14 protein-coding genes are annotated in these 16077 nt (G+C 67.6%); 7 read left to right on the forward strand and 7 right to left on the reverse strand.

What is annotated here, in order from left to right:
- Nucleotides 1–133 precede the first annotated feature (133 nt).
- The gene (gene carB, locus ACQE3M_RS01335) at nt 134–3496 is read right to left on the reverse strand and encodes a carbamoyl-phosphate synthase large subunit (protein WP_430503668.1); all 3363 of its coding nucleotides are present in this window, start codon (nt 3494–3496) and stop codon (nt 134–136) included.
- A gap of 139 nt (nt 3497–3635) precedes the next feature.
- Here carB and ACQE3M_RS01340 point away from each other — a divergent pair, with 139 nt between their 5' ends.
- A complete protein-coding gene (locus tag ACQE3M_RS01340) occupies nt 3636–4706 on the forward strand; it encodes a S66 family peptidase (RefSeq protein WP_430503669.1) in 1071 nt (356 codons plus the stop codon).
- 44 nt (nt 4707–4750) lie between these two features.
- Entirely contained in the window at nt 4751–4918 is a 168-nt protein-coding gene (locus ACQE3M_RS01345; RefSeq protein ID WP_430503670.1) for a hypothetical protein, read from the forward strand.
- Between the two features lie 48 nt (nt 4919–4966).
- On the opposite strand, the gene ACQE3M_RS01350 is transcribed toward ACQE3M_RS01345, so the two are convergent.
- From ACQE3M_RS01350 to ACQE3M_RS01375, 6 genes are all read right to left on the reverse strand, one after another.
- Nucleotides 4967–6019 (reverse strand): disk-shape morphogenesis protein volactin, encoded by a 1053-nt coding sequence (locus ACQE3M_RS01350; protein ID WP_430503671.1) that lies wholly within the window; start codon nt 6017–6019, stop codon nt 4967–4969.
- Between the two features lie 105 nt (nt 6020–6124).
- Entirely contained in the window at nt 6125–7006 is an 882-nt protein-coding gene (locus ACQE3M_RS01355) for a cell division protein CdpA domain-containing protein (protein WP_430503672.1), read from the reverse strand.
- 165 nt (nt 7007–7171) lie between these two features.
- Nucleotides 7172–7705 carry a DUF5815 family protein gene (locus ACQE3M_RS01360; RefSeq protein ID WP_430503673.1) on the reverse strand — a complete coding sequence of 178 codons (534 nt, stop codon included), beginning with the start codon at nt 7703–7705 and terminating at the stop codon, nt 7172–7174.
- A 62-nt stretch (nt 7706–7767) separates the two neighbouring features.
- Nucleotides 7768–8082 (reverse strand): hypothetical protein, encoded by a 315-nt coding sequence (locus ACQE3M_RS01365; protein WP_430503674.1) that lies wholly within the window; start codon nt 8080–8082, stop codon nt 7768–7770.
- A gap of 80 nt (nt 8083–8162) precedes the next feature.
- On the reverse strand, nt 8163–9437 hold the full coding sequence (locus ACQE3M_RS01370; RefSeq protein WP_430503675.1) for a molybdopterin-dependent oxidoreductase: 1275 nt from the start codon (nt 9435–9437) through the stop codon (nt 8163–8165).
- A gap of 85 nt (nt 9438–9522) precedes the next feature.
- Nucleotides 9523–10275, reverse strand: coding sequence for a hypothetical protein (locus tag ACQE3M_RS01375; RefSeq protein WP_430503676.1), 753 nt, complete (start codon nt 10273–10275; stop codon nt 9523–9525).
- A gap of 136 nt (nt 10276–10411) precedes the next feature.
- On the opposite strand from ACQE3M_RS01375, the gene ACQE3M_RS01380 reads away from it, so the two are divergent.
- From ACQE3M_RS01380 to ACQE3M_RS01400, 5 genes are all read left to right on the forward strand, one after another.
- Nucleotides 10412–10753: a ferredoxin gene (locus tag ACQE3M_RS01380; protein ID WP_430503677.1), complete on the forward strand. Its 342-nt coding sequence runs from the start codon at nt 10412–10414 to the stop codon at nt 10751–10753.
- A 289-nt stretch (nt 10754–11042) separates the two neighbouring features.
- Entirely contained in the window at nt 11043–12749 is a 1707-nt protein-coding gene (locus ACQE3M_RS01385; RefSeq protein WP_430503678.1) for an ABC transporter substrate-binding protein, read from the forward strand.
- Nucleotides 12750–12782: 33 nt separating this feature from the next.
- Nucleotides 12783–13730: an ABC transporter permease gene (locus tag ACQE3M_RS01390; protein ID WP_430503679.1), complete on the forward strand. Its 948-nt coding sequence runs from the start codon at nt 12783–12785 to the stop codon at nt 13728–13730.
- Between the two features lie 3 nt (nt 13731–13733).
- Nucleotides 13734–14762: an ABC transporter permease gene (locus ACQE3M_RS01395; RefSeq protein ID WP_430503680.1), complete on the forward strand. Its 1029-nt coding sequence runs from the start codon at nt 13734–13736 to the stop codon at nt 14760–14762.
- Complete coding sequence (locus ACQE3M_RS01400; protein WP_430503681.1) at nt 14762–16072, forward strand: ABC transporter ATP-binding protein; 1311 nt, start codon at nt 14762–14764, stop codon at nt 16070–16072. The genes ACQE3M_RS01395 and ACQE3M_RS01400 overlap by 1 nt, the downstream gene beginning before the upstream one ends.
- Nucleotides 16073–16077 lie beyond the last annotated feature (5 nt).

The raw sequence follows: 16077 nt of genomic DNA on the forward strand, positions 1-16077 counted from the left end.
GGGCGTGTGGGAACCGGCCGACCCTTCGGTCGGCCCGGAGCCGCGAAACGCGCGGGCTCCAGGGCGGCACAGGCCCAGCGCTGGTCAGGAAAGTGGATGGCGTCGTCGCTGGCGTACTGCTGGTCTCCTCGCGTTACTCCGACTTCCCCCAGTGCGCCGTCCGCTTCGGCCGGTCGGAGACGGCCATCACGTCGAGGTCGTCCGGGCGCTCGGTGTTGAGCGCCTCCAGCGCGGCCTTCGCGCTGGCCGGGGTGGAGAAGTAGGTGATCTCCTCCTCGACGGCGACCTCCAGCAGCTCGCGCTTCCGGGAGATGATGAGGTCGACGTCGCCGCTCCGGGCGGCCTCGACGAGGTCGACCGCCTCCGAGAGCTCGAAGTGCTCGGTGAAGCCGTCGACGAGTTCCTGCCCGGCCTCGGTTTCGGGGTCCGGGAACTCCTCGGCCGAGAGGTCGACGACGGCGGTGCCCGAGCGCGGGATGGGCTTGCCCGTCGAGTCCTGGGCCTTGTCGTAGGCGAGGCCGAAGGACTGGGCCGTGCCCATCACTTCGCCGGTCGACTTCATCTCCGGGCCGAGGCGTGGGTCCGAACCCGGCAGGCGGTCGAACGGGAGGACGACCTCCTTCACGCTGCGGTGTTCCGGGATCTGCTCGGCAACGTCGAGGTCGGCCAGCGAATCGCCGGCCATGACCTTCGCCGCGAGCTTCGCGATGGGGACGCCCGTCGCCTTCGAGACGAAGGGGACCGTCCGCGAGGAGCGCGGGTTGGCCTCGAGCACGTACACCTCGGGCTCCTCGTCCGTGTGGACGCCCGTGACGGCGAGCTGGACGTTCAGCAGGCCGACCGTGTCCAGGGCGTGGGCGATCTCCTCGGTCACCTCGCGCACGCGGCCGAGGGTCTCCTCGGAGAGCGAGCGCGGCGGAATCATACAGGAGGAGTCGCCGGAGTGGACACCGGCGGCCTCGACGTGCTCCATCACGCCGCCGAGCAGGACGTCCTCGCCGTCGGCGACGGCGTCGACGTCGAGCTCGACCGCGTCCGCGAGGTAGTTGTCGACGAGGATGGGCTTGTCCGGCGAGACGCGGACCGCCTCGTCGATGTAGTGTTCCAGCTCCTCGTCGTCGTGGACGACGCGCATCGCGCGGCCGCCGAGCACGTAGGAGGGGCGCACGAGGACCGGGTAGCCGACGTCGTGGGCCAGCTCCAGGGCCTCCTCGCGGCTCGTCGCCGTGCCGCCGATCGGCTGGCTGATGCCCCGCTCCTCCATCAGCTCGTTGAAGCGGTTGCGGTCCTCCGCGAGGTCCATGGCCTCGACGCTCGTGCCCATGATCTCGCAGTCGAGTCCGCGACGCTCGAGCTCCTCCTCGAGCGGTTCGCCGACGTTGACGGAGGTCTGGCCGCCGAACTGGACCATCACGCCGTCGGCGCCGGTCGCCTCGATGACGTCGGCGACCTCCTCGGCGGTGATGGGCTCGAAGAACAGCCCGTCGGAGGTGTCGTAGTCGGTCGAGACCGTCTCGGGGTTGTTGTTGACGACGTGGGCCTCGATGCCCTGCTCGCGCAGCGCGCGGACCGCGTGGACCGCGCAGTAGTCGAACTCGACGCCCTGCCCGATGCGGATCGGGCCGCCGCCGACCACGACGACGCTCTCGACGTCGGGGTCGACGCGGAGCTCGCCCCAGTCGTCCTCGGGGCGCCCGTCACCCGCCATCCACTCGGGCTGGCGCGCGGAGTAGTAGTACGGCGTCGTCGCCTCGAACTCCCCGGCGCAGGTATCGACCTGCTTGTACTCGCGGTGGGGGACCTGGCTCTCGACGTCGTCGACGGTGACGTCGGCCGTTGCCGTGTCACCGTCGCCACCGCCGTTCGCCGTCGCCGTGTCGCCGCCGTCGGTCGCGACGTCGCCGTCGCCGTTCGCGGCGTCACTGTCCGCACCGCCGGACGCGACCTCGGCGATCTCCGCGTTGGTGTGCCCGGTCGTCGCGGCTTCGGTGAACTCGCCGTGCTGGGCGCGCTCCTCGGCCTCGGCGACGTGGGCGAAGCGCTCGACGTACCACTCATAAATGTCCGTCAGCTCGACGACCTCCTCGACGGTGTAGCCGCGGTCGAACGCCTCGAACATCGCGTACGGGCGGTCGGGGGTCGGCGTGATCAGGTAGTCCTCCTCGAGCTCCTCGTCGCTCACGTCGTCCCAGTCGACGGCGGGGTCGTACTCGGAGGAGCGGAGCGCCTTGAGCAGGCTCTCCTCGAAGGTCCGGCCGATGGCCATCGCCTCGCCGGTGGACTTCATCGCGGTGCCGAGCTCGAAGTCGACGTCCTCGAACTTGTCGATGGGCCAGCGCGGCACCTTCGTGACGACGTAGTCGATGGCGGGCTCGAAGGCGGCGGTCGTCTCGCCGGTGATCTCGTTGTCGATCTCGTGGAGGCGCTTGCCGAGTGCGACCTTCGCCGTGACGCGGGCGATGGGGTAGCCCGTCGCCTTCGACGCCAGGGCGGAGGAGCGGGAGACGCGCGGGTTCACCTCGACGACGCGGTACTCGCCGCCGGGCGTCCCGTCGTCGCGCCACGCGAACTGGATGTTACAGCCGCCCTGGATGCCCAGGTCGCGGATGACCTCCAGCGCCGCGTCGCGCATCTCCTGATGGCCGTCGTCCGGGATGACCTGCGAGGGCGTGACGACTGTCGACTCGCCCGTGTGGATCCCCATCGGGTCGATGTTCTCCATGTTGCAGATGATGATACAGGAGTCGTCGGCGTCCCGCATCACCTCGTACTCCAGCTCGACCCAGCCGGAGATGGACTCCGTGACGAGCACCTCGCTGTTCCGAGAGAGGCGCAGGCCCTTGCGCACGCGGTCGACGAGCTCCTCGAATTCGGAGACGACGCCAGAGCCGGAGCCGCCCAGCGTGTACGTCGTCCGCGCGATGACCGGGAGGCCGCCGACCTCGTCGACGGCGTCCTGCACGCGCCCGCGGAACGCCTCCTCGTCGAAGTCGGAGACGGACTCGTCCTCGTCGAGCGAGATGGTCGTCGACGCGGCGACGGGCTGGCCGAGCTCCTCCATGCGCTGGCGGAAGAGGTCGCGGTCCTCCGTCGCGTAGATGGTGTCGAGCGGCGTGCCCATGATCTCGACGTCGTACTCCTCGAGGATGCCCTGTTCGGCAAGTTCGGCGGTGACGTTCAGCCCGGTCTGGCCGCCGAGGCCGGCGATAACGCCGTCCGGGTTCTCCTGCCGGATGACCTCGCTGATGGCCTCGGGCGTAATCGGCTCGATGTACACCCGGTCGGCCATCTCGGGGTCGGTCATGATCGTCGCGGGATTCGAGTTGACGAGCACGACTCGGGCCCCCTCCTCCTGGAGTGCGCGACAGGCCTGCGCGCCGGAGTAGTCGAACTCGGCTGCCTGTCCGATCTGGATCGGGCCACTACCGATGAGCAGGATCGTACGATCCTCGGATGCCCCCGCGTCGGCGTCCGCGGATACCTGTGAGTCGCTCATTACCAGTTCGGAGTACGCACATCGTAATAAGGCCGGCGATAGAATACGATTCTCGCAACCTATTTGCGAAATTCGCAAGCTATGGTGTGACGTAGCACGGCTGCCGATTCTTTAAGAGGGTGCCGTCGCACGCGACGGTATGGGTTCGGATACCGGCGAATCGGCCACCGATCGCGTCGATTCCGCGTTCACGACGCCGCCGCCCCTCGAACCGGGTGACATCGTCGCAATCACGGCGCCGTCGCGGCCGCCGAGCGAGCCGAAGCTGTCGATCGGTCGCGACCGGCTGGAGAGCCTGGGCCTCGAAACGACCGTCTTACCCACCGCGGAGCGCACCGACGCCGACGAGCCGGCCCCGCCCGCCGACCGCGCCGCGGAGCTCGAGGACGCGTTTCGAGATCCGAAAATCGGTGCAGTGATGGCCTACAGCGGCGGCGACGACCAGATCCGGGTGCTCTCGCACCTCGACGGCGACGTCCTCGCAGCCAACCCGACGCGATTCTTCGGTTACAGCGACAACGACAATCTCCGGCTCTTCCTGTGGAACCAGGGGGTCGTCAGCTACGGGATCCAGCTGCACCCGGACCTCGCGTGTGACCTGGAACTGAACGCGTACACGGAGCGGTACCTCCGGCGTGCGCTTTTCGAGGAGTCACTCGGCACGGTCGACCCGGCCGACGAGTGGACCGACGACTGGTACGACTTCGAGGATCCCGAGCCGCGGGAGTGGTACGAGAACCCCGGCCCGACGGTCAGCCGGGGTGACGAGGCGCCCGACGGCGAGGTCACTGGCCGACTCTGGGGCGGTAGCTACGCGATCGTGAAGTGGCACCTCCAGACGGGTCGCTATCTGCCGGATCCTGCCGCGCTCGACGGCGCGATCCTCGCGCTGGAGACCTCGGAGGACGTCCCGGTGCCTCGCGAGGTCGGCTACACGCTGCGCGCGATGGGCGAGCGGGGGCTGCTGGAGCGGTTCGACGGCGTCGCCGTCGGGCGCCCGCAGACCTTCTCCCCGTACGTCGAATGGGAGCCGGACTGCGAGGCGTATCCAGCACAATTGCGGTCGGTCGTCGAGCGGGAGGTGTTTCGCTACAATCCGAGTGCCGTCGTCGGCTTCGGCTACGACTTCGGCCACACGGCACCGGCGTTTCCGCTGCCGCTGGGGGCGCGGGCCACGATCCGGGCGGACGGGACGCTCCGCTTCGGATAGCGACCGGCAGGAAGGCTATAGTGTTCGGCACGCGACGTGTCAGTATGGACTGCTCCCGCTGTGAGGCAACGCTCCGACGGTACGAGCTCGACGGGCGCCGCGCACAGGTGTGCGAGCAGTGCGGCTACGTCGGCGTCGACGTCGAACACCGGGACGAGCCCGTCGTCGTGGAGTCGTGGGAGGAAGCCCTCCGGCGGTTTCGCAAGGAGTGATTCGACGGGCCGCGGGCGTTCGGCTTCCCTTTAGTCCTCGCCTTTCCCTCAGTCCTCGGCCTCGGCTTCCGGCTCGCTCCCGTCGTTCGATTCGGCCGTCGATCCGTTGCTGCCGGTCTCCTCGTCCTCCTCGGACCGCGCGGCGACGAGCGCGCCGCTGGCGACGCTGTACATCGGCTCGTCGACGCTGCGGACCTCGCTGATCGAGAAGGGAACCGTCTCCCCCGCGAGATGGTCCGCGAACAGGTCCTCGAAGCCGTCGGGGCTGGAGGTGCCGCCGGTGACGACCACCGGCACGTCGAGCCCCTCCTCGACGTCCTCCTCGTCGACCTCGCGGGCGATGTTCTCGATGACGTAATCGAGGAGGTTCTCGTAGTAGATCGCCAGCGCGCCCTCGACGCCGCCGACGTCCGTGCGGAAGTCCAGCGCGAAGTCGTCCTCCTTGATGCTGGTCACCTTGTCGACGGGCGTCCCCGTCGCGCCCGCCGTCTGCTCGTCGATCCAGTCGCCGCCCCGGGCGATCGAGAAGGTCATTACGGGAACGGCGTAGTAGGCCAGGCAGACGTTGGTCATGCCCGCCCCGAAGCTGACGCCCAGCCCGGTGAAGTCGTTGTCAGCCAGTTCCGAGTAGATGACCGCCATCCCCTCGTTGATCGGCTCCGGGTCGTACCCCATGTCGCCGAGCATCGACTCGAGGGTCTTCTCGTGGTACAGCGTCGAGAGCTCCGAGTCGATCGGGTCCGCTGGGCTGGAGTAGTAGAGCCGCTCGTTGGGCGAGTCCGGCTCCCCGACCACCTGCTCGGTGATGAGCTTGATCATCGGGATCGCGGACGACTCCTCGCTGGAGAGGATGCCGTGTTGCATCGGACGCCGCGTCTCCTCGTTGAAGATGTTCGCGAAGTTGAGGGCGTCGTCGCCGACGACGTACACCTGGTCGTCCTTCCGGATGTGGAGCACGTCGCTCCGCGAGAGCATCTGCTCGGCCATGTCGCTGTACTCGATCTCCACGAAGGAGTTCCGCTGCTGGACGAACACCGTGTCCGAACTCTCCTGTGCCGAGGAGAGAATGTTCATCGTGCCAACGTCGAGTCCTTTAGCCATGTCGATTGGTTACGAATCTCACACTTATAACGTTCATCGCCGATTCGTGGCTCGGTGACTCGCGACGAACACGCCGGGTGCCATGGGCTATCCGCTCTCACCGGATCAATCGCTCCGGAACAATCGCCTGACGCGACCGAAGAGTCCGTCCGGCTCCGCGGCGTCCTCGGCGCGTTGCCGTTCGCGGAGCTCCCGAAGCGCGGCGGTCTGGTCGTCGACGCCGCTGCTGCTGGCTGTCTCCGCGTTGCCGCCCTGAAACGCCTGGAGGCTCTCGACGGCCGCGTCGACGTTCTCACCGTTGGCGCGGGCGACGGTGGCCGACTCGGGATCGATGTTTCCGGCGTCGACGTCCTCGGCGGCGCCGGTTTCGAGTTCGAGCCGGCGGTTCTCCGTCTTCTCGACCCCGCCCCACGAGAGTTCCGCGTCGGCGAGCTCGCGCTCGATGTCGTCGCGCACGGCCGCGTCGCTGACGGTCTCCTCGGCGCTCGCCGCCGCCCCCTCCGGCGTCGGCGACGGAGCCTCGCTCGTCCGTTCGACGTGGTGGGCGACGAGCGACGCGCCGGTCGCGGCGACGACGCCGGCGATGCCGAGGCTGTAGATCGCGACGCCGGTCGCGCTGTGGTCGGGGCTGGTCTCGACGTTCCAGTTGTAGGGGTAGGCCCTGAGGAACAGGGCGACCGCGGCCAGACAGACGGTACTCCCCCCGCCGGTCACGTAGAGCATCCGCTGGTCGACTGGCAGGAGGACGACGACGCTCCCCAACAGCGTCGGGAGGCCGACCGCCGCCGCGACGACGGCCACCTCGCGGATCGCATACGCGGTCAGGCTGTCGCCGTACCGGGTACTCAGGAGGAACAGGACGACGCCAACGCCGCCGAGCGCGATCCCGAGGAAGAACAGGGCGAACCCCACGTACACGTCCACCGTACGGTCGGGGTCGCCGACGTATCGGCGGTAGAACTCGAGCAGTCGATCGGAGGCGGGCATGTCATCGATTTCACACCCCACGGATATCATTATTTTCCCCAGCAGCGGCTGACGCGGTATCGGTGGCAGAGCCGAAAACAGCCGGTTAACGGCTCCGTTGCAGCGGAAACTGGACGCGGAACCGAGCGAGTTCGGCGTCGAGAAGGGGGTGCCGTCGGGCGGAGATCAGGCGTAGGGGTCTTCGGCTTCGAGGTCGCGCTCGGCGCGATACGTCTCCACGAACTCGCTGACGTCGAACTCCAGCATCTGTTCCTCGAACTCGGTCAAGGCGGCCTCGTCGTCGCCGTGACTCACGGCGTGTTCCATCAGCTCGATCACGAGCTCGACGATGATCTCGTGGAGCCGGCGGGAGTCGAACGCTGCGACCCACAGCAGCGCGTAGCCGACGTCGCCGTCGTCGGACGCGTCCGCGGAGACGATCTGCTCCGGGAACTCCTCCATCGCGATCCCGAGCAGGTGCGGCGTGCCGAACTCCGGCATCTCCTCGCTGGTCGTCTCGACGGCCTCCTGGAGCACCTCGACGAGGAACTCCGGCAGGAAGCGGTCCGGCGGGTGGACGTCCATCACGACGGCGTGGGTGTCGCCGCAGTCGCACTCGAAGTCGCGCATCCCCAGATCGAGGTCCCCGAGACGGATCGTCTCCCCGCACGGGAGATCGAGGGCGTCGGTGTCGTCGCCGGGAACGCGTGGCTCAGCCATAGTCGGCGTTAGCGACGCGCGCCGTTAAAAGGCGCGAAACCGGCGTCCGTGGCGGCGCCGGCCTACTCGTACTCGTCCGTCGCGTCGAAGTCGGACTCGCCGACCTCGCTGTCGGTCGCCGCCAGCGACTCGGGCTCCTCGGGTTCGAGCGGTTCCGTTTCGGCCGGTTCCTCGTCGGCTCCGTCCTCGGTCCCCGTCTCGGCTTCCGCTTGCTCGACGTCCCCCTCCTCGACCTCTACCTCTGCTTCGACCTCGATCTCGACGCCCTCCGCGGAGTAGGTGGCTTCGATCAGTTCGGCGTCGTCCCGTTCGACCTCCAGTTCGTCGCTGTCGACCTCGACCTCGATCTCGACGTCGACGGTTACCTCGTCGGTCATGGGCGTCGGTAGCACGGGAGTATTTATAAATGAACTCGCCGCTCGTCGCTCGCCGCTTGCCGCTCGCCGGTCCGAGCCACTCACTCACTGGCGACGGTGACCTCGACGGCGTGCGGGAGCGACGCGTTCGCGCCGTAGCCGTCCTGGTTCCACGGGAACTCGTCTGCGCCGGCCTCGTCCAGGCGCTCGACGGGGTCGGAGAGCCGCGGCGGCTGTCGGCGGCCGCGGTCGTCGGCAGCGCGGCTCACCAGGGTGTGGTCGCCGGGCTCGGGCGTCCAGAGGAAGCGGAACAGCCGCCACGCGCCGGCGTAGTCCGGGCCGAGGAACGAGGCCTCGTCCCAGGTCTCGCCGCCGTCCGTCGAGACCTCGACCGTCTCCAGTGCGGCGTCCCCGGCCCAGGCCATCCCGAGGACCTCGACCTGCCCGTCGCGACGGGGTGCGACCGTCTCGCTGTCTGTCGGATAGCCGACGATCGACTTCGGGAGCTGGTCGAAGGTGTAAGGGTGGTCGACGGCGGCGTCGTGGAGCTGGGCCTCCGTGTCGACGGTGTCGACGGTCTCGCGGTGGGTCGGCTCCTCGTCGGCCGGGTGGATCCGGTAGCGGTCCTGCTGCCAGTGCGCGCGGTCGAGGTCGTCGTCCCAGGCGTCCCCGACCACCATCCGGTCCATGACGCGCAACTCGGTCACCCACTTGACGCTGTTGACGCCGTACCAACCCGGGACGATGACGCGAACCGGCTTGCCGTGCTCCAGCGGGAGCGGATCACCGTTGATCGCGTACGCGAGGATGCAGTCGTCCGCCGCCTTCGACACCGGAATCGAGCGCGCGAACGCCGTTTCGTCGGTGGGGCGGTCGCCGCCGACGGCGGTGATCCAGCGGTCGGCGTCGGTGCGGTCGGCGTCGGCGCTGTCGCCGTCGGTACTGTCGGCGTCGCCGTCGGTACTGCCGCCGTTGCTGTCGGCGCCGTCGCCGTCGCCGCCGTCGCCGTCGCTTTCAGCACCGCCGTCATCCAGTGCGCCGTACCGTTCGAGGACCTCCCGGATCGGCACGCCGGTCCAGAAGGCGGTGCTCACGCCGCCGACGGTCCAGTTCGGGCTCCCGGTGTCACCCTCGAAGAACGCCCGGCCGTTGCCGGCACACTCCATCGTGTGCGCGACGGTGACCGACGGGTACTCCTCGCGGAGCTCGTCGACCGTGATCTCGGCGGGGTCGCCGAGGTCGCCGGTGAGCGAGATTGTCCAGATCTCCGGGTCGACGTCGGGGACGTCCCCGTGCTGGGAGACGTGGTGGTCCTCGACCGAGGTAAGCCACTCCGTGAACAGCTCGCGTCGCGAGACGTCGCGAACGTTCGTCATCGTCGGGACGACGCAGCCGACCGTGAAAGAGGATGTGGCGGATCGCGCCAGCGAGCTCGTTGCGGGAAAAAATCGCCTCGTTGCGCTACTCGTCCCGATGTCGTCCGTCGCGATGGACGGCGATCGCCTGGTCGAGCGTCAGCTCGCCGTCGGCGACGCGGCGCGCGAGCGGCTCGTCGATGGTGCGGTCGCCGGCGGAGCGCTTCCGGGACTCGGTCTTGATCCGCTGGAGCTCGCCCTCGGTCGGGTCGAGCTCCCGCGACTCGACGCGTTCGCCTTCGCGACCGGCGATGTTGACGGCCGCGAGCACGTCGGCCATCCCCCGGGCGCCGTCGCCCAGGTACGGCGTCGTCCGCGTCTCGTCGACGAGCTCGACCGGGACGTCCTCGAGCTCGTTGACGATGCGGGCCCCCTTCAGCCGGTCGCCGTCGCCGACGCGAACGAGGGGGTCGGTCGCGTCCGCGATCGCCTCGCGAATGGTCTCGACGGCGTCGCCGAGCGGGACCTGGTAGACCGTCACGACGGTGTCGCCGGCGAGCACCGCGATGCCCGGCTGTGGGCCCGGGTCGACGCCGATAATCGTTCGGCCGCCGCCACCCTCCAGCAGGGCGAGCGCCTCGTCGACGCCGCTCCGCACGTCGTCCGGGTCGACGTCGACGCGCGTCACCGACGCGTCCGCGGGGAGGTCGACGTCGTCGGTCGGTGCGGCAACGACGACGGACGCACGAGCCGGCAGCTCCTCGTCGGGCTCGACCGTCGTGAACGTCGCGCTCCGCTCCCGGAGCGCGCTGACGGCCTCGTGGTAGAGCCGGAAGTCCTCGGTGGCGACGACGATCACGGACGATCTAGGCGGTTGATCGGATAAAGGGTGTCGGATGCGGGGGTCACTCGCGGCCGAAGCAGGCGCTGCTGGCAGGGCGAACCGGACCCGCGGGACCGACAGACGAAAGGTAGCCCCGCCCTGAGGGGGAGGTATGAGCGAGGAGCGCGAGGACGTCGTCGCCCCGAGCGACGTCGGCGGCGACGGCCCGCCCGTCGAGGAGAAGCCCTACAAGATCATCTTCGAGGCGAACAAGTGCTTCGGCGCCGGGCGCTGTGCGGAGGCGGCCGACAACTGGGAGATGGACCTGGCCAGCGGGCTGGCGACGCCGAAGTCCTACTACATCGACGAGGACGAGCTCGACGAGAACGTCCGCGCGGCGGAGCTGTGTCCCGCGAAGAAGGAGCAAGGGGTCATCCACGTCGTCGACCGCCGCACCGACGAGGAGATCGCCCCCGACCCGCACGGCGACGGGACGCTCTCGGTCGACTGGTAGCACTCGTCGGCGTTCCCGAGCGAGGGTCCGGGTTCCGCCCGGTCGGCGGTCCCCGCGCCGTGAGCGGTGGCGCTCTGGATGCCGTTTTCTCGAACCCGCTCGAGTAGCCCGGGTGGTGCCATGTTTTGTTGGGTGATAATTTCTCTAAACAAGAGCTTTATTATGGGGAATATCACGGTTTTTCTTCCGTATTAGGGGCTCTGAGATGCCAGATGCGCCCGTTCGGGTCCCTAACGGCCGATAAAGAGCTATCGGCAGGCTTTTAGGCGACCAGAAGACCCTTGATGATATGTCGCAAGAAGGCATGCGCGAGAAGTTCGACGTTAATCGACGTCAGCTCGTCCAATCGCTGGGCGTAGCAGGTGTCGCGGGACTCGCCGGCTGTGCGGGCGGCGACTCCGGCGCGACCGAGGAACCGGTCGACACTGACGCCAACACGGCCACCCAGGCCGACAAGGAGCAGGTCAAGATGGGCGGCGAGCTCATCGCGACGTTCGGGGCCGACGTGAAGAACTACGACCCGACGAAGCACAACGACACGACCTCCTCCAAGGCGTTCGGCCTCGTGTACGAGTCCCTCCTCGCGACCGGCTTCGACGGCGAACCCAAGCCGGTCCTCGCGAAGGAAGTCGTCCAGAAGGACGAGGACCTGATGTGGCGCGCGACCCTCCGCGAGGGCGTGCAGTTCCACAACGGCACCGAGCTCACTGCCGAGGACGTGAAGGCCACGTTCGAGCGCTACGAGGGGACCCCGCGTGAAGCCGACGTGTACGACTGGTACGACTCCTCCACCGTCGTCGACGACTACACGATCGACATCAAGCTGCAGGAGAAGTACGCCCCGCTCAAGTTCGCGCTCGGCGCCGTGCCGATCGTGCCGAAGGCGGTCGCCGAAGGCGACCTCAAGCTCTCCGAGAACCCGGTCGGGACCGGCCCGTACACGTTCGTCGAGCACGAGGCTGATAGCCTCTTCCGCATCAAGCGGAACGAGGACTACTGGTTCACCGGCTCGGAGTCCATGCCGGAGAAGCCGCCGATCGAGACGATCACGTTCCGCATCATCGTCGAGCAGTCCTCCCAGCTCGCCGCGCTGCAGGGCGGCGACGTCGACATGATCAACAACGTCCCGGCGGACAGCTACCAGGACCTCAAGGACAACGAGAACGTCACGGTCACCGAGCGGACCCAGGGTGGGTTCGACCTCCTCGGCTTCCCGCTGTCGGTCAAGCCGTTCACGAACGCGAAGACCCGCCGCGGCGTCTCCCGACTCATCCCGCGTGACGCCATCGTGAAGTCGGTGTACCAGGGCATCGGAACGCCCGCGTACTCGCCGATCTCGCCGCTCGCCCAGCAGTTCACCTCCCAGGAGTTCAACGAGGAGATGGGCGAGAAGTACCTCGGCTACAACACCGAGAAGGCGAAGCAGCTGCTCGAGGAGGGCTTCAACGAGGCCGGCATCGAGAAGCCGTTCAAGACGAAGATCATTACGAACCAGAACCCACAGCGCGTGAAGTGGGTCCAGCTCATCAAGGAGTCGCTCAACTCGACGGAGTTCTTCGAGGTCGAGATCGAGCAGTTCGAATGGAACACCTACATCGGCAAGATCCTGGCGGAGGACTCCCACAAGCAGAACAACCTCATCGCCGTCGGCTGGTCCGCCGGCTGGGACGCCGACGCGTACGTCCACAACCTCTTCCACAGCGATCAGAAGACGCCGGCCTGCTGTAACTGGTCGCACTACGCGAACGACGAGGTGGACGGCCTCATCGAAGACGGGCTCCAGACGTACGACCTCGAGGAGCGGAAGGAGATCTACCAGCAGATGATGGAGAAGCTCTGTAAGGACGCTCCCTCCACGTACATCCGCTTCGGCAAGGCGATGAACGCGTACCGCAACGACGCGGTGCACGGCTTCAACACGTACCCGATCGACTCGGGCGAGTACAAGGGCATCTTCTCGGCGTCCGCCGAGCAGTTCACCTACGTCGACAAGTAACGCCGCGGTCCGACTTCCCTTCCCCTCCAACGTATGTCGCTTCAACGATATCTCATCAAACGCGTGCTCGTGACCATCCCGGTCCTGCTAGGGGTGTCACTGCTTACGTTCTCGCTCGTGGAGCTGCTCCCGGGCAACGTCGTGGACTACGTTCTGCAGTTTCAGGACTCGACGCCGGAGTTGCGAGCACAACTCGAAGCCCAGTATAACCTCGACGAACCCATCTACGTGCGGTACTGGCTCTGGCTGAAGGGTGCCGCAGTCTTCGACTTCGGCGAGTCCGTGATCTCGGGCCGCTCCGTCTCGGCCGCGATCGCCGGCGCCCTCCCGAACACGCTCGCGCTCGGCTTCTTCGGCTTCTTCATCGCCATCGGGATCGGTATCCCGCTGGGGATCGTCTCGGCCGTCAAGAACGGCGAGACCGCCGACGAAGTGAGCCGCGTGGCCGCCCTGCTCGGCATCGCGACGCCGAACTTCTGGCTGGGCCTGATGCTCCTGTTTGTCTTCTCCGTGAAGCTGGAGCTGTTCCGGGTTATTCCCCCGGACAAGCCGCTGTTCAGCCTCGCGATGATGAAGTTCAGCGTCCTCCCGGCGATCACGCTCGGGACGGCCTCGGCCGCCCTGATCATGCGCCTGACGCGCTCGTCGATGGTCGAGGAGCTCAGCAAGGACTACGTCCGCACGGCCCGCGCGAAGGGCCTCTCCGAGCGAACGGTGATCCTGAAACACGTCCTGCGGAACTCGATGATCTCCGTGGTCACCGTGGCCGCTCTGCAGATCGCCTTCCTCGTCGACGGCGCCGTCGTCGTCGAGCAGGTGTTCTCCTGGCCCGGTCTCGGACGGATGCTGATCAACGCGATCATCCAGCGTGACTTCCCGATCATCCAGGCCATCGTCATGCTGATCGCGACGACCATCGTCCTCGCGAACCTGCTCGCCGATCTCACCTACGCCTGGCTCGATCCCAGAATCAGATACTGATATATGTCTCAGGAAACCCAACGTTCCCCGACTGACGACCGCGGTCGTATCCGCGTGAAGGGCTTCGACGCCGAACAGCTCGCCGAGCGTGGCGAGCTGTACGAGTGGGAGCCCGAAGGCAGCGACATGGCCCGTTCCCGGCGGGCCCGCGCGTGGCGCCGCTTCAAACGAAACCGCACCGCCCTCATCGGCGTGGCGATCATCGCCATCATGGCGTTCGCCGCCGTCTTCGCGCGGCCGATCGACGTCGCCGGCTTCACGGTCCAGCCGTTCTCGCTGGCGCCGTACGACCCCGGCGCGTCGAACTTCGACGCGCTGAAGCAGCCGCCGTCGCTCACGCATCCCTTCGGCACCGACTGGTCCGGGAAGGACATCTTCTCCCGGGTCATGTACGGCGGCCGCTTTAGCCTCTCCGTCGGCTTCATCACCGTCGCTATCGCGCTGAGCATCGGCGTGCCGCTCGGCTCCATCGCCGGCTACTACGGCGGCTGGATCGACGAGGTTATCATGCGCATCGTTGACGTGCTCTACTCGTTCCCCTTCCTGGTGCTGGCGATCGCGCTGATCTCGGTGCTGGGCCAGGGGTTCTGGAAGATGATCCTCGCGTTAGTGCTCGTCGTCTGGATCAGCTACGCACGCCTGATCCGGGGTGAGATCCTCTCCGTCAAGGAGAACGAGTACGTGACCGCGGCCGAGGCGCTCGGCGCCCGCGACCGCTCGATCATCTTCCGGCACGTCGTCCCGAACGCGCTCGCCCCGGTCATCGTCCAGGCGACGCTCGGTATCGGGACGATCGTGCTCTCCGCGGCGGCGCTCGGCTTCCTCGGGCTGGGGCTCCAGCCGGGGACCTCCGAGTGGGGAAGCATGCTCTCGTCCGGCCGCGAGACGCTCGTACAGGGGCAGTGGTGGATCACGGTGTTCCCGGGTCTCGCCATCTTCCTGTTCGTGCTCTCGATCAACCTCGTCGGTGACGGCGTCCGCGACGCGCTCGATCCGCAAGACAAGTCCGGCGGCGACCGGGGGGTCCGCTAATGGCGTCCCGTAACGCTGCCGAGTCCACGCCCGCCGAGGGCTTCGAGGACCTCGATTCGGCCGATGAACCGCTGCTCGAGGTCGACGGGCTCGAGACCTCCTTCTACACGGAGGAGGGCGAAGTGAAAGCGGTCGACGGGATCTCCTACACCATCGGCCGTGGCGAGCGGTTCGCCGTCGTCGGGGAGTCCGGTGCCGGCAAGTCCGTGACCAGCCTGTCGCTGATGCGACTCATCGAGTCGCCGGGTCGCATCGAGTCCGGCGAGATCCGCTTCCACTCCGAGCTTGCCGTCGCGAAGCTCGCCCGGGAGTTCCCCGAGGGCGTCGCGACGGAGACGCGTGACGGCTACATCCACATCGACGAGGTCTCCGGTCCCGACACGGCCGGTGACCCCGGCGAGATCGTGCGTGACCGCTCCGGTGAGGTCGCCACGGAGTTCAAAGAGGGGTCGATCACGGTCGAGGAAGGCCACGTCGACCTGCTGGACGCGCCCTCGGACGCGATGCGCCGCCTCCGCGGTGGCGAGATGGCGATGATCTTCCAGGAGCCGGAGGCCGCGCTGAACCCGGTGTACACGGTCGGCGAGCAGATCGCCGAGGCCGTGCGGACCCACATGGACCTCGACGACGACGAGGTCCGCGACCGCGTGGTCGAGATGCTCGACAAGGTCGGTATCCCGGATCCGGAGGAGCGCTACTCCGACTACCCGCACGAGTTCTCGGGCGGGATGCAGCAGCGCGCGGTGATCGCCATCGCACTCTCGTGTGACCCCGACCTGATCATCGCCGACGAGCCGACGACGGCGCTCGACGTGACCATCGAGGCGCAGATCCTCGAGCTCCTCGAGGAGCTCTCCGAGGAGTTCGGCGTCGCCATCCAGCTCATTACCCACGACCTCGGCGTCGTCGCCGAGCTCTGTGAGCGCGTGATGGTGATGTACGCCGGCCGCGCCGTCGAGAAGGCGCCGGTCGAGGAGGTGTACTACGAGCCGAAACACCCGTACACGGTCGGGCTGATGGGGTCGATCCCCCGCATCGGCGACGACCGCGATCGGCTGGACACGATCCCCGGTACGATGCCGGACCTCGTCCAGTTACCACCGGGCTGTAGCTTCCACCCGCGGTGTCCCTACGCGGAGGAGGCCTGTACGAAGAAGGACCCGGCGCTCGTCGACACCGAGACGGGCCAGACCGTCGAGGGGGCAAACCCGTCCGTCCACTCCGCAGCCTGTCTCGAGTACACGGGCGACCTGGAGGAGGGACTCGACTTCGACATCGAAATTCGCGACGACGATGGAGGTGACCAATGAGCACT

This window comes from Halosubterraneus shenae, assembly GCF_050510935.1.
GTDB lineage: Archaea > Halobacteriota > Halobacteria > Halobacteriales > Haloferacaceae > JBDGPU01.

Excerpts from the sequence above, each read along its gene's own strand:
- carB (WP_430503668.1), bottom strand. The coding sequence starts at position 3,496 with ATGAGCGACTCACAGGTATCCGCGGACGCCGACGCGGGGGCATCCGAG.
- ACQE3M_RS01340 (WP_430503669.1), top strand. The coding sequence starts at position 3,636 with ATGGGTTCGGATACCGGCGAATCGGCCACCGATCGCGTCGATTCCGCG.
- ACQE3M_RS01345 (WP_430503670.1), top strand. The coding sequence starts at position 4,751 with ATGGACTGCTCCCGCTGTGAGGCAACGCTCCGACGGTACGAGCTCGAC.
- ACQE3M_RS01350 (WP_430503671.1), bottom strand. The coding sequence starts at position 6,019 with ATGGCTAAAGGACTCGACGTTGGCACGATGAACATTCTCTCCTCGGCA.
- ACQE3M_RS01355 (WP_430503672.1), bottom strand. The coding sequence starts at position 7,006 with ATGCCCGCCTCCGATCGACTGCTCGAGTTCTACCGCCGATACGTCGGC.
- ACQE3M_RS01360 (WP_430503673.1), bottom strand. The coding sequence starts at position 7,705 with ATGGCTGAGCCACGCGTTCCCGGCGACGACACCGACGCCCTCGATCTC.
- ACQE3M_RS01365 (WP_430503674.1), bottom strand. The coding sequence starts at position 8,082 with ATGACCGACGAGGTAACCGTCGACGTCGAGATCGAGGTCGAGGTCGAC.
- ACQE3M_RS01370 (WP_430503675.1), bottom strand. The coding sequence starts at position 9,437 with ATGACGAACGTTCGCGACGTCTCGCGACGCGAGCTGTTCACGGAGTGG.
- ACQE3M_RS01380 (WP_430503677.1), top strand. The coding sequence starts at position 10,412 with ATGAGCGAGGAGCGCGAGGACGTCGTCGCCCCGAGCGACGTCGGCGGC.
- ACQE3M_RS01385 (WP_430503678.1), top strand. The coding sequence starts at position 11,043 with ATGTCGCAAGAAGGCATGCGCGAGAAGTTCGACGTTAATCGACGTCAG.
- ACQE3M_RS01390 (WP_430503679.1), top strand. The coding sequence starts at position 12,783 with ATGTCGCTTCAACGATATCTCATCAAACGCGTGCTCGTGACCATCCCG.
- ACQE3M_RS01395 (WP_430503680.1), top strand. The coding sequence starts at position 13,734 with ATGTCTCAGGAAACCCAACGTTCCCCGACTGACGACCGCGGTCGTATC.
- ACQE3M_RS01400 (WP_430503681.1), top strand. The coding sequence starts at position 14,762 with ATGGCGTCCCGTAACGCTGCCGAGTCCACGCCCGCCGAGGGCTTCGAG.